Raw genomic sequence first — 21902 nt, 5'->3', positions numbered from 1 at the left:
ATCAGGATTAATATAGGAAGCTTAGTAATTATGCATTGCCCTTATTTAAAACATATCAACAGAATATTATTTATAAGTAATAAATGGAAATATACCCATAATATTTGAAATGTATTTTTTTATTTAATATGTTAATCTCTATTTGCGGCAAGAAATTAAAGTCCACTACTATTAATCTTTAATTTTTACACAATGTTGCTCTAAAAAGTATCCGCTGGGCTGAAATAATTTCAGGGAGGGACGCTTCCAATAAATCCAGCCGGACTATTTTTAGATAATGCGCAATGTCTAAACGTTTAACTATTACTGATTAGGAGGTGGATGGCTACAAAATTGTTAGAAAGAACCGAGACTCAGGTTTCAGTATTATAAGTGTTCTAAATATTGAGAGGAGAAATTTACTAGATGAAAAAGACAAAAAAAGCACTAGCATCTTTAGCTATTGCCGGCATGACACTAACAACAATTCCTTTTAATGCATTCGCTAATGGAACTGTTCCGACTCGTCTAGCAGGTTTAACAGCAGAAGACACTGCAGTACAAATTGCTGATCAAACTGGCTATACGGACAAAGCAATTCTTGCATCCTCAACCTCCTATGGTATGGTTGATGCATTAACCGCCGGACCGCTTGCAGCTTCTTTGAAAGCGCCTATCTTATTAACCGGTGCCGGAAACACACTTAACGCTGCTACTAAAGCAGAACTTACTAAACTGGCAGTTAAAACTGTCTATGTAACTAGCGGAACTGCAGTTATCAAACAAGGAGTTATCGATGAGTTAAAAGGTATGGGCATTGAAGTTATCGCCCTTGGCGGTTATGATCGTGCTGAAACCTCCGTCAATATCGCTAAACAAATGACGGGAGTTACTAAAGTAGCGATTGCCAACGGCATTCCCGATGCGCTCTCCATCGCATCAGTAGCTGCTGCTAACAATGAACCAATCCTCTTAACTAATAAAGATGCACTTCCTGCTAGTGTAGCTAACTACTTAGCAAGTGCTGGTATCACATCAAGTGATATTATCGGTGGAACAGGCATCATTAGTGATGCAGTTAAAGCTGCACTCCCCAATGCAACTCGACATGCCGGCATGACTGCTTATGATACCAATAATCAAGTTATTCAAGACTTTGCTTCTTCTTTGGAATTTGACAATGTTTATGTTGCTAACGGCGCAACTGGAATTGATGCTTTGGCAGGTGCACCTCTCGCAGCTCAAACGAAATCTGCAGTCGTACTCACAGATGGAAAAACTGTTCCTGCTGCTGCAGCCTTCACTTACAGCAAATCTTCCGCAAGCACTGTTGTAACAGCTCTCGGCGGTACAGCTGTTGTTCCTGAAAATGTACGCCAAGGAGTTGCTGAAGGTAATGTTACAAGCGTACCTGGAGAGCTTGCAATTGTATCAGTAAGCGCACTTGACGACAGTAACCGTTTCCTTGAAATAGACTTCAGCAAAGCCGTAAATACGCTTCAGCCGTCAGATATCGTTGTTGAAAATGCTGACACCTTAGAACGTTATGGTGTTAAGAGCGTACAAATGTCTCCTAATGGTTTAACTGCAACAGTGGAATTGTATGCCGCAAGTGATTCTGATATAGTACTGCAATACCTCCAAGATTATAATATTACTGTAAATGCCAATGGGACAATCTTGAAAACCACCTTCAACCGTTCATTATCTCAAAAAGTTCGCGTACAGGACATTAACGTTGGCGACAACGAAATTGTAGCGTATGCTGACAAAACGGGTGATAAGCTTACTCTGAAAGTACCGACCGGCATGAATTTTGACTATGAAGGTGCGCTGGGAGAACTTGTCCAAGTTTGGTACAACGCTGATAATGAATTAACGAATTATTCAATTGTCAGCACAACTGCCAAGAGTGATGCAATCGAAATTACAAAAGTAAATCAAATCAAACTTCTGTCGGAAGATAAGAAGTACGATGTCTCTGAAGAAGACTACAACAATACCAGCAATCAAAAATTTGCCTTCTATTTAGATGGTGAAAAAGTAAACATTGCTGACCAGCTGAATAAGAAGTTTAACTTTGCTAAAGTAGGCTTTGATAGTGCCGGAGATATCGAATATGTAAGCGCATATTCTCTGAAAGATGTCCTGATTGTTAACTCTGTTGACGGAGATGAAGTCGTTGGAGTTGAAGGTTCTGGCTCATTTGACGCTTCAGATGCAACAATTGTTAAAGATGGAAAAGTAGTTGCTCTTGACGATCTCCAAAAGGGAGACTTGTTATTCTATAGCGATGATGCAGATAATAAAGATGGTTATGCTGAAGTATTGAATAACAAAGCAGCTACCGGCGAGATTGACCAAGTATATGAAAACTCCATCGAAGTAGGTGGACAAACTTACAATTATGACTATGACGCAGATGCAGCAGCTGACTTTGATTATTCAAAAGAAGCAGTTTATATCAATGAAGACGGCGAAGTGGCTGATGTAGACTCTGATGCAGCAGAACAACTTCAAGCTGCCGGCGAAGTATCTCTCTACACCGACTATGCTGGAAACCTCATCTATATCAGTGGTGATACAGCTCTTGTTGACAGCAATTCAAAAGTTGCAGTATTAACTAAAGATATCTTAGGTTATGAAGCAGCCAGAGATAAAGTAGAGATCGATGCATTAACCCAAGATGATGAAGAAGTTTCTTATGATATGGAACTAGGGGATTTAGATACCATTACTGTTGACGGCACAGATTATGATATTAACAATGATTCGGGCGCAAGCAGTGATTGGAAGGCATCATTGATTGGAACTGTTGGAGCGTATACAGGTATTCGTTTGACAGATAACTCCGATTCAACTCCAACTGTTGGCGAAGGAACCCAAGTCGATGTCTCCTTTAGCAGTGAAGCTGATGCCGGAAGCCTAGTTAAACTACACCTGGATGACAATGGAAATCTTAAAGAACTTGAGTTCTTTAGCGATGCTAACGGTCTGGTTGGCGTTGGAACCATTGGCTCATCAAATACCATCAAGGCTGGCGACAAGTATATTGATGGCAAGAAGCTAACCGCTAATACAGTTATATTTGACGCTACTGAAGACTCAGCAAATACTAATGCAGAGGATTATGTCGTTTCAGCTTTTGGTGATTATCAAGGATCAGAAATCGACAACGGAACCTATATCTATAATGATGATGCCGAAGTCGTAGCTATTTGGTACGATAGCACCACCAGCGATGATAAGTCTTATGACGAAGCATTGGTTACCAAAGTTCTTCGCAATACAGACGGAAAAATTGTTAGCGTAACTGTATATGCAGGTGGAGAGTTGAAAACATTAGCAGTAGATAAAGTTACAGCTGACGATATTGTTAAAGGGCAAGTAGTAGTACTTCAATTTAACGAAGATAATATGAATTTAGTCAAAGGATTTGCTAGAGCCGGAGCTGGCAACGATATCGACAGCAACTACTCAAGCCGTGTATTCACAGGCAGCGTTGCACAAAATGGCGTAGACGTAGGCAATAAGAAAGTAACTGTTGGCAGCACAACTTATAAGCTTGCTGACGGCGGCTTGGTCTTAAACGCTACAGATCCTTCCGACATCTCTGTAAAATCCTTAAGTGATCTCCGCGGCAAGTCAAATGTAACCGTTGTATTGGATGCAAAAACTGGCTTATATGCTAAGTTCTTCATTTACGATACTTCCACAGCTACCACACCTACTACCCCTACTACAAGTGTAGTAACTTATGAAGATACTGCAAATAAAGTTGTTTATGTTGATAATGCTCCTTATGTATTAGGTGCAAGCACAATTCTAAAAACAGCAAAAGGTAGTATTATAGCAATAGGTGATGCTGCAATCTTTACAGCTTTAGATACAAGCGATGAAGTTTCAAATATCGAAGTTACTAATGGTGTAGTAACATCATTAGTAGCTACAAAGATTGCTAGTGTTCAAACAGCAGCAGTAACTTCTTTGATTAGTAGTCTTGATGCTGCAGCAATGGATCCAACTGATCCTACCTTTAACACTGGTGGAGAAGTAGCGGCTGCAAGAGCGGCGTATGATGCTTTAACACCTGCACAAAAAGATTTTGTAACGAATTATGCTAAGTTAACAGCAGCAGAAGCAGCTCTGTCATAAGCTTAGAAGACGGCAGCTGATAAAGTAGCATTAACAATCGCAAAAAAAGAACCCCAGCGGAGAAATCCAAAGGGGTTCTTTTTTAAGTGCACCACGCATGGCGCGTAGTTAGGCGGTGAAAGGTTCGCTATGGGGGCTGGCAGTTGCCAACCATTAGCCAAGCACAAGGGTGTCCACCGTGAGGTGGAATCTGAAGGAAGCGTGATGAGCAAAATTCCGGCCTGAGGAACACTGGGGCCGGCTATTCAAATAATGGGTAGCCTCCTACTCGATTGCTATAGTATGGCGCAATCTTTTACGGTGGAGCAAGCATGCGAATCGGGAAATATTTTGGCTTATTGTTACTAATGACACTCCTAGACAAAGGTTTTCTAGTGGGCATCAGCTTAAATTTTTGGCCAGCACAAAGAGATCTTTGAAGATTAAGTCATTGGTCAGAATGTTAGTTCTTCAAATACGGTCTGGGGCCTTACCGCTTTCTAACAACCACATGATGCTGATGTCTAATGTCTATCTTATAGCGATCTCAATCTTTCGGTTCGAGTAAATGTTATTCATATTAAGAGTGGGTTAATACATTAACAGGATTTTAAGTTCGACTGCGGGGGGTTACTTCCGACGGAAGAGTAGGTCTGAAATATATATCTTAGTCCTAATCCCTAATAATTGATTATTATGCTAATTGAGGCTCGTTTGAATTTCTATTAGAAAATTGGTAAATTAGATCCTATTGGTTGTACACAGAAAAAGAAGCTGTGATCTATACTATGGGGGTACAGTTTACCTTCATTTCACCTTAAATGCTGCTTTAAAATTGGGAAAATCATATTCGAACTTTCCGGGTTAACTGTCCAGTACATAGACCAAGCTCCGACTCCGCCGAGTCCGTATTTACTGAGCAGCTCCATTTTGGCGTGCCAGCTTTGTGCATCATCATAGTAAACCGTATGGGTACCATCCGAATCCGTGTAGCTGAAATAGGGGACCTGCGAGGCATCTCTTTGTATTGTACTTTTGTGCTGAGCAATGAGTTCCATGACACCGCTTAAGTCTTTATCTGCTGTTGGCCCGTAAAGGGTATGAAGCCCACGGGAACGACGGGTGTAGGGAGCAGAGGAATTACCTGTCGCTGTCCAGTCTACCCCATAGTAGGGAATTCCCAGAAGTACTTTACGCATGTCAACCCCTTGACTTTTAGTATATTGCATAACTTTGTTGACCCAATCCAGCGGGGCGATTGGTCCTGGGATTCCATGGCTATAGTCATAAGTCATAACGTGCAGGTAATCAACATACTGTGAAAGGCCATAGTAGTCAAACTCACCCAGCCAGGCCTCACCACCTGTTCTGGGCATAACAGCTTCAATCACTAATTTATTTAAGGGGTGAAGCTTAGCATAAAGCTCTTTCATGAATTGGGTTAGATAAGGCCCGGTTTCATTACTCATAAATTCAAAATCAATTACAATACCATCGGCATTCACACTTTGAATTTTCTCCAGGATTTGATTAATTAGTTTAGCTCGGATAGATGCGGATGCCATGACCGTGTCAGCGGTTTTTGGTGTATCCCAGGAAGACTGAATGACAGGCAGGACTTTTAAATTGCGGGCCTGAACGAAGGCTGTAAACTGCTTGTAATCTTGAGGAGTTGCATCCCAGCCTCCGACAATGTTTCCATCAGCAGTATCATCAAGATAATACCAGCTTGGAGCAATAATATCAGCATAATCCGTCGCCGGTGAAGGAATGGATTTGACCTGATTAAGCATGCCGTTTGTGCCGCTATAACCACCTTGAGTATATTGAAGAGATACTTGGGTTTGAACAGCACCGGTACGAATGACGCTTTCCATTGTATAACTGATAACACCCCACCCCCCAAAAATTGTGAAAGCAGAGCCGGAAGTCCGTTTTTGATTAAGATAAATGGTGGTTGAGTTGCCTAATTTGGAGTTAGGAATTAAGAGAATAGGAGCATTGGTCTTACCTGCCAGAGCAGCACCGGCTAAGGCATCCGGAAAATTTTGTCCTGTTGCTACATAGATTTTAGAGGTATCATAGGGCAATTGGTTTAAAACTACAGCATTTGTTTCGTATTGATCATACCCTGCATAGCGGGCGGTGACCTTAACAGGTTGAGGCAGCTTAGCCAACTGTTCCTCAATACTCTCATTAATTACTGCCGTTCCGCCAACCAGTGTTACATTAGTAACCCCTAATTCACTTAGTGCTTTAATAGTTTCAGTAGGCAGCGTATCTGAATGAGTGAGAAGGATCGGAATTCCTTGTGCAGCTGCATAAGAGGAAATACTTAAAGCATCAGGGAAATGCTCTCCGTTCACTATAAAGGCTTGACTGGAACTTGAAGTTACAGTTTTAGCAATTTCTTCGGCGGTCCCATACTGATCCCATCCCGAGAGACGTTTTGGCAGGATTCCAAGATTTTTAAGAGATTCCTCAATCTTTGTGTTTAAGGCGACTGTTCCTCCGAGCAAATAAACTTCCTGCGTGCCGAGACGTTTAAGTTCTGCAGCCACGTCAGGGTTCAGATGGTCCGATTCAGTGAGAAGCAAAGGGCCATTTACCTTGTGGGCCAGTACAGTTCCTGTCAAAGCGTCTGGAAAATTCGTGCCTGTTGCTAAAACCGCGACTGGGGCAGATTCCCAGCCTTGCTTGGAAATCTCAACAGCCGTGTCATATAGTGTATTCCCATAAATGCGATTAGTGACGGATTCTACCGGGGCAGCTTGTACTTGAACCGGGAGTAGAGGGAAGAAGCTGGTCAGAATTACTAAACTAAAGAGAATACATAGGGCTTTCTTTGTAAAAAAGTTCATTATTATTAAAACCTCTTTCTTTTTGCATAGTCGGGTCTATTTTTCTAGTATCAAACAAATAAATCATCAAGTTTTCTAACCTATCAGGATTACTTATTATTCTTTTATATACAACAAAAATCCTTTAAAAAATTGATGTAAAAATATGACAACAAAGGAATGCCCTTAAAGGAGAGGAATGCTGTATATTTTGTCGAATAAGAGTATTATGTTTAAAATTAAAATATTAACAAACAGTTGCATAAACAAATACTTTAAAGTAGAAAGGCGTGGACAAAAATGTTAAAACCCTGGTCTTGGAGAACCAAATCTACGCTGTTATCTTTAGGAATTATTGGGATAATGCTGCTTAACTTAGGAATAGGCCCTGTGGTTGCTGTCGACACATTGCAGGCAGCAGCTAATCCGCCTGAATCCCACCAAGTTGTTCTGTCCTTAGCCGAGGGGACAAGCCTTGATATACTAGCCAAGAATTTTGGCGCCAAGATCGTACGTCAAGGACCCTTGAATTTTTCAACTTTGGAATTTCCTGAAAATGAAAATATTCAAGAGATCATCCAAGAAATGGAGGATGCCCCAGGGGTTTTAAGCGCTGAAGAAAACCATTCTTGGACCATACAGAGCAGCGCTCAAACGACAGACCTGAAAGACCCCCTTTATGAGAAACAATGGCCGCTGATTAATCAAGGTGTATCGGAAGCCTGGGATCAGGGTGTAACAGGTCAGGGGGTAACCATTGCCTTCGTGGATACGGGCATCGCCTTAAAACACCCGGATCTAATGGGTAATATAGTAGCTGGGTACAATGCCATTACAGGGAGTGAGGCAGCGGGAGCCAATCAAGATAATAACGGTCATGGAACCGAAGTAGCCGGAGTTGCGGCAGCAGAACGCAATGATGTGGGTATAGTTGGAGTGGCCTATCAAGCTAAAATTATGCCGATCAAGGCCATAGGTGCCAAGGGCGTTGGCTATGATGATGATATTGCTGACGGAATTGTGTGGGCTGCAGATCATGGCGCAAAAATTATTAACTTAAGCTTAGGCTCAGAGAATGGTTCTGATTCCTCGGAAATTTTAAGGAAGGCTATTGCCTACGCCTACGATAAAGGCTGCCTGATGGTTGCGGCTAGCGGAAATTATGATCCGGATTCCCAAGACAATCCGGGTGTAAGCTATCCTGCTGCCGATTCCCGGGTACTAGCGGTTACGGCCACTGATAAATCAAATAATGTGACTGACTATTCAGCCACAGGCTCAGAAGTAGATTTAGCTGCACCTGGTGATTATATCCCTACAGATGGATGGAGCCAATTAGAGGGGTCCGGCTATAATTATGCGAGCGGGACTTCTTTGGCTGCGCCTTTCGTTTCCGGAGAAGCCGCTTTAATTTGGGGCCAACATCCGGAATGGTCCAGAGATCAAGTTATTAAAGCTCTTGAGCAAGGAACTGAAGATTTAGGCTCTCCAGGGCAGGATAATCAGTATGGGTATGGATTGGTGGATGTAAAGCTGGCCTTGAATCTCGACAATCAAACCTTACAAAAAGTGTCATCGCCGGCACGTATTGATGCAGCGGGAGGAATTGTTGAAGCAGTGGAAGGCACAACTCAATTGGATTTAACGATTCCTCAACAAGCTTTTAAGCAGGTCGAAAACGTGACAGTAAATAATATTGCTGCTCCAGCTGATTTACCCAATGGTTCCCAATTTTTGACTCCCGCCTTTCAGGTCAACTGGGGAAATGCAGCTCCCCAACAGATGCTCTCTTTGGAATGGAGGAATCCTGGCCTGAAAGGAAATTTCGAAGGGAGTATTTATCGTTGGAGCGGCTCACGCTGGATCTCCCTGGGCGGAGAGATCAGTGATGGGAAAGCCGGATTTGGACTTTATATGCCGGGAATTTATGTACTTGGCACTGCTCAGTCAAATGGGAAGGATGACAATCGTTTTGCAGGAGTGACTGCAGAGGAGACAGCCGTACAGATATCTAAGGAAACATTTCCGACAGGAGCAGACACCGTAATTTTAGCTCAAGTTAATCAATTTCCTGATGCCCTGGCTGGAGCGCCTCTCGCCTATAAAATGCAAGCACCAATTTTGCTCTCGCAAAGTTCGGAACTTAATGAGGAGGTTCGAGCAGAGCTTCGGCGTCTGGCTCCGAAAACGGTTTATCTCTTAGGGGGAACTGCAGCTCTATCTGATCAGATCGAAAAGGAACTTCAGCAAACCTACGAAGTAAAACGCCTCTCTGGATATACTGCAGAGGGAACTGCCCGTGCTATAGCCCTCGAATTAGGTACTCAGGGCAAGGCTGTTATAGCCAGCGACAGCAGCTTCCAAGATGCGCTGGTTATCTCTTCCTGGGCAGCAAGGCAGGGAATACCGATTTTGCTTACTAAACCTCAGACTTTACCAAAAGATACTCAAACCGCTTTGCAGGAGCTGAAGGTTACAGAGTCTCTGGTAATAGGAGGAACGGCTGTAGTAGGAACTAAGGTAATGGAGCAGCTTCCTTTCCCCAACCGGATCAGTGGAAGGACTGCCTACGACACGGCGGCTGCCGTCCTCCAGTTGTATCCTCCCACCACCGCCAGAGTGGAAATTGCAACGGGCGAAAACTTCCCGGATGCTTTGACCGGAGCAGTACGTGCAGCCTTCTACGGAGCGAGGGTCGTCTTGGTCCCAACCCACTCTTCTATTCCTGACAGTCTTTCTTCACTCTTAAAATCCTGGCAGGGAAATCAGGTGGAAGTCTTGGGAGGGGTCTCAGCCTTGCCGGAGAGCATTGTTCAAACTATTCACACTTGGGTTCAGTAATCTTAATAGATTTGTCACAAAAGTCTTGCAGGAACAAGTGATATACTGTCGAAAGACAATAAGTTCGAAAATTTGAGGAGGGATGAAGTGGCAAATTTAAAGTGGAAACTACTAGGGATGTTATTTCTTGGCTTAGGATTATTAATGGGGTTTCAGACACCGGTCACTGCCGCTCCATTAGCCTTAGACACTTCGAGGATCTACGGAGTGCGTCAAATAGATACTGCCATTGAAGTTTCCAAAATCGGCTGGAAACAGGCAGATACCGTCATACTGGCAAATTGCGATAACTTTCCGGATGCTTTGGTAGCAGCACCTTTGTCTCATCAACTGGATGCACCGATTTTGCTGACTCCGACAGAAGGAGTGGACCCTCAGGTTATGGAGGAAATCAAACGTTTAGGCGCCCGGAATGTAATCATCTTAGGAGGATCAGCTGCCTTAAGCCAGCAAGTTGAGTCAGATATTGTCAACGCAGGACTGAACCAGCCTGAACGAATTTTTGGCTATGATCAATATGAGACAGCGCAAAAAGTTGCGGAACGAGTAGGATATAAAGGAGATGTTATCTTAGCCAGTGGTGAACAGTTTCCAGATGCTCTTTCAATCTCCGCCTACGCAGGTGTCACAGAGACCCCGATTCTTTTAACAAGAGCTAAGGAAATGCCCAGGTCAACTCAGCAGGCTCTTGAAGACATGCAAAACGAAGGGGACTTATATACAATTGTCGTGGGCGGAGAAGCTGTGGTGTCTTCAAGTACTTTAGACCGTTTGCAGAATGTGCAGCGGATTTTTGGAAACGACCGTTATGATACCGCCGCAGAAGTATATGAATTTGCTAAGGATGCTTTGCCTTCCCAAACTTCGTACTTGGTAACCGGTGAGAATTTTCCTGACGCTCTCACAGCAGGTGGTTTGGCGGCAAAACGACAAGCAGGTATTGTCATGACCCAAAGGACAACTTTGCCGGGAGCCACTTATTCAGTATTATCCAGGCCGGAGGAAAGTCCACGTACGGTAGTGATTATCGGGGGAACAGCAGTAATCACAGATAAAGTCAGAGATATCGTTGAAGGTAAGGTACAGCCGGATTATCTTTTAAAAGGCCTGACAATTGTCGTTGATCCGGGGCATGGGGGTCCTGATCCTGGAGCTAAGGGAGCATCCGGGACCTATGAGAAGAACAATACCCTTTCAGTAGGGCTAAATCTGGCAAGCTTGCTTCGTTCAGCCGGAGCCCAAGTTATTATTACGAGAAGCTCAGATGTTACACCGGCTGAAGGCACCTACTCCGAGCGTGCTGATCTTGAAGCGAGAACTGAAATCGCCAACGACCACAACGCTGATCTCTTCATCAGTCTGCATAATGATTCATTCAGCAATCCGGAAGCAGCAGGCTCAACAACCTACTATAGTTCCCTGAATCCGGTGTCCCCTCAGTCTAAAGTCTTGGCGGAAAACATTCAGAGTGAGCTGATCAAAGCAATCGGGTTGAATAATCGGGGAGTTAAGAACGCTTCCTTCTATGTAATTAAAAACACAAAAATGCCGGCAGTCCTCGTGGAGTTAGGCTTCCTCTCCAATCCAGCGGAAGAAAAACTATTATCTTCTCCAGAATTTCAGACGAAGGCAGCTCAAGGCATATACCAAGGAATTCTAAGCTTTGAGGGATATTAATCTTAAAACTTTGAGTATTTTTTAAATTCTGACATTTAAGTGTGTTAAATTGGGGGAGTAATTAACCTCTTAAATATAATAATTGTTGAAACTACACAAAATTCCTACATCTTCAGCTTTATTTTATGTTATACTTCAAGTATTCTATCAGAAGTTAAGTATATTTTTAACTAAATGGTGGAAAACTAGTAGGTTTTAGTGTAAACTAAGACAAGTACATAGGAAACTTGTCCGAGGAGTAAAGCTTAACTTAAGTCTGCATAAAAAAAATCGGACAGCAAGCAGGAATATTGGCTATTATGAAGAATATATATAGCTAATATCGACCTTTTTGTGGTTTCTTCATTTCCCATGCCGTTCTAAATAGCAGGCCACAGGAGGGATGAAACACCGTCATCCTTAGGGGGGACGCTCCCGCTTATTTTGTGGAATGCTTTTAGATATTGCGCAATGTCTAAAGATTGTGCTACACATTTTAAGGGGGTGAGGGGCGACTAAAAGACGTCCTGGTTACAAAGAGAGAGAAGTTCATTTCCTAAAAAAGAAAGAGATCCAATGACGAGAGGAGAAATTCACTACATGAAGAAAACTAAAAAAGCCTTAGCTTCATTAGCTATCGCAGGTATGTCGTTAAGCATGGTTCCTTTTAATGTTTTCGCTGCAGCTCCAGTCCCAACTCGTATCGCTGGTTTAACTGCTGCTGACACTGCGGCACAAATCGCTGATCAAACGGGCTATACCGGTTCTGCAATTCTTGCTTCCTCAACCTCTTATGGTATGGTTGATGCTTTAACTGCTGGCCCCCTCGCAGCTTCATTGAAAGCTCCTATTTTATTGACTGGTGCTGGAAATTCACTTGATGCTGCTACTAAAGCTGAACTTACAAAACTCGCAGTTAAAACTGTTTATGTAACTAGCGGAACTGCTGTAATTAAACAAGGTGTTATCGATGAGTTAAAAGGCATGGGCATTGAAGTTGTATCCCTCGGCGGATACGATCGTGCTGAAACCTCTGTTAACATCGCTAAGAAAATGACAGGCGTTTCCAAAGTTGCTGTTGCAAACGGTATTCCTGATGCGCTCTCTATTGCATCAATCGCTGCTGCAGCTAACGAGCCAATTCTCTTAACCAACAAAGATGCTCTTCCTTCCAGTGTAGCTGATTACTTAGCAAGCGCTGGCGTTACTGCAAGTGACGTTATCGGTGGAACAGGCGTTATCAGTGATGCTGTAAAAGCTGCACTTCCTGGTGCAACCCGTCACGCTGGTCTAACAGCTTACGACACCAATAACCAAGTTATCCAAGACTTCGCTTCCGGCCTCGCATTTGACAATGTCTATGTTGCTAACGGTGCAACTGGAATCGATGCTCTTGCAGGTGCTCCTCTTGCAGCGCAAACCAAATCTCCTATCGTTCTCACAGACGGTAAATCAGTTCCTGCTGTTGCTGCTTTCACTTACAGCAAAGCTCCTTCTGATGCAGTTGTCACTGCTCTTGGCGGTACTGCTGTTGTTCCGGAAGGTGTTCGCGCTGGAGTTGCTGCCGGACAAGTTACACAAACTCCTGGCGATGTAGAACTGAAAATCGTTTCTGTAAGCGCTCTTGACGATAGCAACAAATTTGTAGAAATCGTCTTCAGCAGCGCTGTATCAGGACTTCAACCATCCGATATTACCATCAAAAATGCTGATACAGGAGACCGTTATGGCGTTAAAGATGTCACGATGTCTTCCAACGGTTTAACTGCAACTGTTGAATTGTATTCACGAGACGACGATGAGCAAGTGCTTGAATATCAACAAGATTACGTTGTTACCGTAAATGCAAATGGAACTATTCTTACAACTACTTTCAACCGCCCATACTCCTACAAGATTCGCGTACAGGATATCAACGTAGGCGATAAGGAAATTGTGGGTTATGTTGATAAAGGTTCTTCTGCTAGCCAAAAAGTAACTCTTGATGTACCTGACAGCATGGACTTTGATTATGAAGGTGCACTGGGCGAGCTTGTACAAGTTTGGTATAACGGTGACGATGAATTAGTAAACTACAAGATTCTGACCACTGATGCCAAAGAGGATTCCATTGAAGTTACTGATGTTGATGAAATCAAACTTCTCGGTGAAGATGAAAAGTATGATATCTCAACTGAAGAATATGATAACAGCTCTAAAGACAAATTTGCTTTCTATGTCGATGGTGCAAAAGAAGACATTGCTGACTATGTCGACAAAAAGTTCAACTTTGCTAAAGTGGGCTTTGACAGTGCCGGAGACATTGAGTTTGTCAGCGCTTACTCATTGAAAGATGTAGTGCTCGTTGACTCTGTCGATGGCGATGAAGTTGTCGGCGTTGATGGAAGCGGCGGATTCGATGCTGCAGATGCTACCATCGTGAAAGACGGCAAAGTAATTGACGTTGCTGATCTCGAAAAAGGTGACCTCTTATTCTACAGTGACGATGCAGATGATGAAGACGGTTATGCTGAAGTCCTGAATAAGAAGATCGCTGCCGGTGAAATTGATGAAGTCTATGATGACTCTATTGAAGTAGATGGAGACACTTACAACTATATCTATGATTCAGATGTATTTGATTACAATAATGGAAGATCTATCTACATCAATGAAGACGGCGACGTAGATACTGTTGACTCTGACGCAGCAGAATCCCTCCAGGCTGCCGGTGATGTTACCCTTTATGGTGACTATGCTGGAAACTTGATTTATATCGCTGGAGATACAGCTCTTGTTGATGGCAATACCAAAGTTGCTGTATTGACAGATGATATCTTAGGTTATAAATCTGCTAGAGATAAAGTGGAAATCGACGCTTTAACTCAAGATGATGATGAAGTATCCTACGATATGGACTTACAAGACTTAGATACCATTACTGTTGACGGAACAGACTATGATATTGACAATACTTCCGGAGCAAACAGCGATTGGAACGCATCCTTAATTGGTACCGTTGGTGCGTATACTGGTATTCGTTTAACCGATAACAGTACCACAGAACCTTCTGTGGATATCTCCTTCAGTAACGAAGCTGATGCTGGAAGCCTAGTCAAATTACACCTAAATGATGACGGAGACCTGAAAGAGCTCGAGTTCTTCAGCAGTCCTAGCGGCTTAGTAGGAGTTGGTGCAATTACTGCATCCAAAACAATTGAAGCCGGCGACAAGTATATAGACGGCAAGAAACTGACAGCTGATACAATTATGTTTGACGCAACCGAAGATAAAGAAGCCACAGATGCTGAGGACTACACCATTTCTGCCTTTGGTGACTATGAAGGATCAGAAATCGACGAAGGAACTTACATCTATAATGATGATGCCGAAGTCGTAGCTATCTGGTACGATAGCACCACCAGCGATGATAAGTCTTATGACGAAGCAGTGGTCACTAAAGTTCTTCGCAATACAGATGACGAAATTGTTAGCTTAACCGTATATGCTGGCGGAGAAGAGAAGACAATTAAAGTAGATAAAGTTGATGCTGATGACGTCGAAAAAGGTGACGTAGTAGTCCTTCAGTATAACGAAGACAATATGAATCTCGTCAAAGGAATTGCTAGATCCGGACACGATATCGATAGCAACTACACAAATCGTATAGCTAATGGTAGCGTTTCACAAAGCGGCGTAGATGTCGGTAATAAGAAAGTAACGGTTGGCAGCACAACTTATAAACTTGCTGACAACGGCTTAGTGCTCGATATCTCAGATCCTTCTGACATCTCTGAAGAATCCTTAAGTGATCTTCGCGGCGAGAGCAATGTAACCGTGGTATTGGATGCACAGACTGGCTTATATGCTAAGTTCTTCCTTATCGGAGCTTCCACATCTACTACACCTGTCACTACTACTGGTGCAGTAACTTATGAAGATACCGGAAATGGCGTGCTCTATGTTGATGGTACTCCTTATGTCTTAAGTACAACTACAGCTCTCAAGACATCAAAAGGCAGTGTCATAGCAATAGGCAATACTGCAATCTTCGCGGCTTTAGCTGCAAATGACCAAGTTACAAATATTGTAGTTACTAATGGTGTAGTAACATCATTAGTTGGTACTGCAGTAGCAAGCGTTCAAACAGCAGCAGATACAATGGATACAGAAATTGAAGCATTACCGGCAGCTGCAAGCGCTACACTTGCTGATCAGGCAGCTGTAAATACAGCAAAAGGTAACTACGATGTTCTAACGCCGGCAGAAAAAGACTTCGTCAAAGCAGCTAACGTAACTAAGTTAAATGACTTAGTAGCTAAGATGGCTACTTTACAAGCTAGTGCAGACGCTGCAGCTAACCAAGCAGCAGCAAGTGCAGTAGATACAGAAATCGAAGCATTGCCAACAGTTACAAGCGCTACAATTGCAAATCAGCCTGCTATTAACACGGCAAAAACTAACTATGATGGATTAACAAGTGCCCAAAAAGCTCTTGTTGTAGCAGCTAATGTAACTAAGTTGAATGACTTGCTTGCTAAGATGGATAACTTACAAGGTACAACAGATGTTGCAACTGATAAAGCAGCTTTAGCATTAGGCTTTGGTGGTACAGACGTTGCTAACAGTGTAACAGTCGACTTAACACTAGCAACAACTGGTGCTAGCAATACAACAATTACTTGGGCATCAAGCAACACAGCTTTAGTTGCTACTGATGGTACTGTAACAAGACCTAATGGTGCTGATGTACAAGTTACTTTAACTGCAACGATCAAATCAGACCTAGATAATACAGTAACTGATACAAAAGCATTTGTGGTAACAGTTAAAGGTCAATAATCAAAGCTAAGTTCACAAAAACTCAGTTTTGAAACGGCTAAAGAAGAACCCCGGCGGAGAAATCCAAGGGGTTCTTCTTATTTAAAATTGGATTGAGAATAATCCTAAGCGCTAGGGATCTCCTCATAAATTATGCATAATTATTTAGTACTGTAAGCGCATACAATTGGGGTGCATGGTCAACTCACAACGACAATGAGACAATATATCCCATGAAAACCTTACATGGAGGTATTGTTGTAGTGGATAAAAGTGAAAAAGAAGCACTGTTGCCGAATGCCGTGCTAGCGGTATTACTGCTAAGGAATGGTGTGAAGCCAAAGGAATTGTTGTTATGCCCGGTTACTTGTATGTAACCGGTTTAATTTTTGTACGCACCTTTATATTAAGTGGTAAATTCGTTAAAACCCAGTACGAAGGGTAGAAATACCCAAAGAATATGGGAAGACGAAAAAGTTGAGATTACAAGTTGTCGTAGGTAAGTTTATTTAAGATACTAAGCCCTATTTTCGAAAAATAGGGCTTAAAAGAGTCTCTTATAACCAATAGATAGTTTATTAATCTTCTCACATATTACATATACGTTCTTAGCACTTCTGAACGCATCATTGTTTACCAAATATCATATACATATTCGTAGATGCAAAAAAGACCAAATATAAACAATATATATAATTTAGAAAAAATATTCAATTTAAATAATATATTATAGAATTTAGAATATATAGAATTTTTTAAACAAAAAAGAAGGATTTTATATATCGTTGTTAGAATAGAGTAAACGGTAAATTAATTAACAATAGACCCATAAATTTACTAAAGGACTAATAGCACACCACAGAAGGGATGAAATTGCATCCTTGGGGGGACGCTCCCAATCATTCTGTGGACTGCTTTTAGGAATTGCGCAATGTCTAAGATGAGAAAAAGTTAAAGGTTAGGGGGTGACAAAGGACGCCTAGGTAGAGAGTTTGTGTATATGACCCAAAAGAGATCCAAAGACGAGAGGAGAAAATTACTGCATGAGGAAAACTAAAAAAGCCTTAGCTTCATTAGCTATTGCAGGTATGACATTAAGTATGGTTCCTTTTAATGTCTTAGCAGCTTCACCTGTTCCAACTCGTATTGCCGGCAATACGGCAGAAGAAACCGCTGCACAAATCGCAGATCAAACCGGCTATACTGGGGCAGCTATACTGGCATCCTCAACTTCCTACGGTATGGTTGATGCATTGACAGCTGGTCCCCTCGCAGCTTCCTTGAAAGCTCCTATCTTATTGACAGGAGCAGGAAATACCCTAGATGCTGCTACTAAAGCTGAACTTACAAAACTTGCAGTTAAAACCGTCTATGTTACTAGCGGAACTGCTGTAATCAAACAAGGTGTTATCGATGAGTTAAAAGGCATGGGCATTGAAGTTGTATCCCTCGGCGGATACGATCGTGCTGAAACCTCTGTGAATATCGCTAAGAAAATGACTGGTGTTACTAAAGTTGCTGTTGCAAACGGTATTCCTGACGCACTTTCTATTGCGTCAATTGCCGCCGCAGCTAACGAGCCAATTCTCTTAACCAACAGAGATGCTCTTCCTTCCAGTGTAGCTGGTTACTTAGCAAGCACCAGCATCACTGCCAGTGACGTTATCGGTGGAACAGGTGTTATCAGCGATGCTGTAAAAGCTGCACTTCCTGGTACAACCCGTCACGCTGGCTTAACAGCTTACGACACCAATAACCAAGTTATCCAAGACTTCGCTTCCAGCCTCGCATTTGACAATGTCTATGTTGCTAACGGCGTAACCGGTATTGATGCTCTTGCAGGCGCTCCACTTGCAGCTCAAAGCCAATCTGCTATCGTACTAACTGATGGAAAAACAGTTCCCGCAGTAGCTGCTTTTACATACAGCAAGGCCGCTGCTGGTAGTGTTGTTACTGCTCTTGGTGGTGAAGCTGTTGTCCCTGAAAGTATACGTGCTGGAGTTGCTGCGGGCCAAGTTTCAGAGGTGCCTGGTGATAAAGAATTAGCCATCGTATCCGTTAGTGCACTTGACGATTCGAACAGGTACTTAGAAATTACCTTCAGCAAGCCTGTAACCGGGCTTCAACCCTCAGATATTTCATTAAGAAACGCCGATACGTTAGCACGTTACGGTATAAAAGAAGTGCAAATGTCCTCAAACGGTTTAACTGCAACAGTTGAATTGTACTCACGAGATGATGATGATGTAGTACTTGCGTATCAACAGGATTATATTGTTACTGTAAATGCAAACGGAACTATTCTCACAACAACCTTCAACCGCCCATACTCCTTCAAGATTCGCGTACAGGATATCAATGTAGGCGATAAGGAAATTGTGGGTTATGTTGATAAAGGTTCTGCTGCCGGCCTAAAGGTAACTCTTGATGTACCTGACAGCATGGACTTTGATTATGAAGGTGTACTAGGCGAGCTTGTACAAGTTTGGTATAATGGTGACAATGAATTAGTAAATTACAAGATTCTGTCCACTGATGCCAAAGAGGATTCCATTGAAGTTACTGATGTTGATGAAATCAAACTTCTCGGTGAAGATGAAAAGTATGATATCTCAACTGAAGAGTATGATAACAGCTCTAAAGACAAATTTGCTTTCTATGTCGATGGTGAAAAAGAAGACATTGCAGATTATGTCGATAAAAAGTTCAACTTTGCTAAAGTGGGCTTTGACAGTGCAGGAGACGTTGAGTTTGTCAGCGCTTACTCATTGAAAGATGTAGTGCTCGTTGACTCTGTCGATGGCGATGAAGTTGTCGGCGTTGATGGAAGCGGCGGATTCGATGCTGCAGATGCTACCATCGTGAAAGACGGCAAAGTAATTGACGTTGCTGATCTCGAAAAAGGTGACCTCTTATTCTACAGTGACGATGCAGATGATGAAGACGGTTATGCTGAAGTCCTGAATAAGAAGATCGCTGCCGGTGAAATTGATGAAGTCTATGATGACTCTATTGAAGTAGATGGAGACACTTACAACTATATCTATGATTCAGATGTATTTGATTACAATAATGGAAGATCTATCTACATCAATGAAGACGGCGACGTAGATACTGTTGACTCTGACGCAGCAGAATCCCTCCAGGCTGCCGGTGATGTTACCCTTTATGGTGACTATGCTGGAAACTTGATTTATATCGCTGGAGATACAGCTCTTGTTGATGGCAATACCAAAGTTGCTGTATTGACAGATGATATCTTAGGTTATAAATCTGCTAGAGATAAAGTGGAAATCGACGCTTTAACTCAAGATGATGATGAAGTATCCTACGATATGGACTTACAAGACTTAGATACCATTACTGTTGACGGAACAGACTATGATATTGACAATACTTCCGGAGCAAACAGCGATTGGAACGCATCCTTAATTGGTACCGTTGGTGCGTATACTGGTATTCGTTTAACCGATAACAGTACCACAGAACCTTCTGTGGATATCTCCTTCAGTAACGAAGCTGATGCTGGAAGCCTAGTCAAATTACACCTAAATGATGACGGAGACCTGAAAGAGCTCGAGTTCTTCAGCAGTCCTAGCGGCTTAGTAGGAGTTGGTGCAATTACTGCATCCAAAACAATTGAAGCCGGCGACAAGTATATAGACGGCAAGAAACTGACAGCTGATACAATTATGTTTGACGCAACCGAAGATAAAGAAGCCACAGATGCTGAGGACTACACCATTTCTGCCTTTGGTGACTATGAAGGATCAGAAATCGACGAAGGAACTTACATCTATAATGATGATGCCGAAGTCGTAGCTATCTGGTACGATAGCACCACCAGCGATGATAAGTCTTATGACGAAGCAGTGGTCACTAAAGTTCTTCGCAATACAGATGACGAAATTGTTAGCTTAACCGTATATGCTGGCGGAGAAGAGAAGACAATTAAAGTAGATAAAGTTGATGCTGATGACGTCGAAAAAGGTGACGTAGTAGTCCTTCAGTATAACGAAGACAATATGAATCTCGTCAAAGGAATTGCTAGATCCGGACACGATATCGATAGCAACTACACAAATCGTATAGCTAATGGTAGCGTTTCACAAAGCGGCGTAGATGTCGGTAATAAGAAAGTAACGGTTGGCAGCACAACTTATAAACTTGCTGACAACGGCTTAGTGCTCGATATCTCAGATCCTTCTGACATCTCTGAAGAATCCTTAAGTGATCTTCGCGGCGAGAGCAATGTAACCGTGGTATTGGATGCACAGACTGGCTTATATGCTAAGTTCTTCCTTATCGGAGCTTCCACATCTACTACACCTGTCACTACTACTGGTGCAGTAACTTATGAAGATACCGGAAATGGCGTGCTCTATGTTGATGGTACTCCTTATGTCTTAAGTACAACTACAGCTCTCAAGACATCAAAAGGCAGTGTCATAGCAATAGGCAATACTGCAATCTTCGCGGCTTTAGCTGCAAATGACCAAGTTACAAATATTGTAGTTACTAATGGTGTAGTAACATCATTAGTTGGTACTGCAGTAGCAAGCGTTCAAACAGCAGCAGATACAATGGATACAGAAATTGAAGCATTACCGGCAGCTGCAAGCGCTACACTTGCTGATCAGGCAGCTGTAAATACAGCAAAAGGTAACTACGATGTTCTAACGCCGGCAGAAAAAGACTTCGTCAAAGCAGCTAACGTAACTAAGTTAAATGACTTAGTAGCTAAGATGGCTACTTTACAAGCTAGTGCAGACGCTGCAGCTAACCAAGCAGCAGCAAGTGCAGTAGATACAGAAATCGAAGCATTGCCAACAGTTACAAGCGCTACAATTGCAAATCAGCCTGCTATTAACACGGCAAAAACTAACTATGATGGATTAACAAGTGCCCAAAAAGCTCTTGTTGTAGCAGCTAATGTAACTAAGTTGAATGACTTGCTTGCTAAGATGGATAACTTACAAGGTACAACAGATGTTGCAACTGATAAAGCAGCTTTAGCATTAGGCTTTGGTGGTACAGACGTTGCTAACAGTGTAACAGTCGACTTAACACTAGCAACAACTGGTGCTAGCAATACAACAATTACTTGGGCATCAAGCAACACAGCTTTAGTTGCTACTGATGGTACTGTAACAAGACCTAATGGTGCTGATGTACAAGTTACTTTAACTGCAACGATCAAATCAGACCTAGATAATACAGTAACTGATACAAAAGCATTTGTGGTAACAGTTAAAGGTCAATAATCAAAGCTAAGTTCACAAAAACTCAGTTTTGAAACGGCTAAAGAAGAACCCCGGCGGAGAAATCCAAGGGGTTCTTCTTATTTAAAATTGGATTGAGAATAATCCTAAGGCTAGGGATCATCATCAAATATTATACTTAATTACTTTAGATGAGGTATTGTTGTAGTGGTATAGAAGTGATAAAGAAGCACTGGTTGCCTAATGCCGTGCTGCGGCGTTACTGCAGAGGAATGGCTTACGTCTCCGTAGCTGGACTCTTGATTTGTGATTGTGACGTCGGTCCATTGTGGTGGACGTTGCCGTTTTTCCTTATTAATTATGAGACAATCTCCGTAGAGAGTGGCTTTAGTCCTATAATATTACTTGCGAATGTGCTTAAGGTTCTTGA

6 protein-coding genes are annotated in these 21902 nt (G+C 42.4%); 5 read left to right on the top strand and 1 reads right to left on the bottom strand.

All coding sequences use genetic code 11. The features are described 5' to 3' along the window. Positions 1 to 405 precede the first annotated feature (405 nt). A complete protein-coding gene (locus tag DESOR_RS25580; protein WP_014187496.1) occupies positions 406 to 4134 on the top strand; it encodes a cell wall-binding repeat-containing protein in 3729 nt (1242 codons plus the stop codon). Positions 4135 to 4925: 791 nt separating this feature from the next. Here DESOR_RS25580 and DESOR_RS25575 read toward each other — a convergent pair. Then, positions 4926 to 6974 (bottom strand): cell wall-binding repeat-containing protein, encoded by a 2049-nt coding sequence (locus DESOR_RS25575; protein ID WP_014187495.1) that lies wholly within the window; start codon positions 6972 to 6974, stop codon positions 4926 to 4928. Between the two features lie 279 nt (positions 6975 to 7253). On the opposite strand from DESOR_RS25575, the gene DESOR_RS25570 reads away from it, so the two are divergent. The 4 genes from DESOR_RS25570 to DESOR_RS25555 all read left to right on the top strand — a co-directional run bounded on the left by DESOR_RS25570 (position 7254) and on the right by DESOR_RS25555 (position 21514). Then, positions 7254 to 9794: a S8 family serine peptidase gene (locus DESOR_RS25570; RefSeq protein ID WP_014187494.1), complete on the top strand. Its 2541-nt coding sequence runs from the start codon at positions 7254 to 7256 to the stop codon at positions 9792 to 9794. 87 nt (positions 9795 to 9881) lie between these two features. After that, positions 9882 to 11471, top strand: a complete 1590-nt coding sequence (locus DESOR_RS25565) for an N-acetylmuramoyl-L-alanine amidase (protein ID WP_014187493.1) — start codon at positions 9882 to 9884, stop codon at positions 11469 to 11471. Positions 11472 to 12050: 579 nt separating this feature from the next. Then, positions 12051 to 16271: a cell wall-binding repeat-containing protein gene (locus DESOR_RS25560; protein ID WP_014187492.1), complete on the top strand. Its 4221-nt coding sequence runs from the start codon at positions 12051 to 12053 to the stop codon at positions 16269 to 16271. Positions 16272 to 17293: 1022 nt separating this feature from the next. Continuing rightward, positions 17294 to 21514 (top strand): cell wall-binding repeat-containing protein, encoded by a 4221-nt coding sequence (locus tag DESOR_RS25555; RefSeq protein ID WP_014187491.1) that lies wholly within the window; start codon positions 17294 to 17296, stop codon positions 21512 to 21514. Positions 21515 to 21902: the final 388 nt, after the last annotated feature.

Origin of the sequence: Desulfosporosinus orientis DSM 765 (assembly GCF_000235605.1) — a bacterium.
Taxonomy (GTDB): Bacteria; Bacillota; Desulfitobacteriia; order Desulfitobacteriales; family Desulfitobacteriaceae; genus Desulfosporosinus; species Desulfosporosinus orientis.
This window is presented reverse-complemented; position numbering and strand designations above follow the sequence as displayed.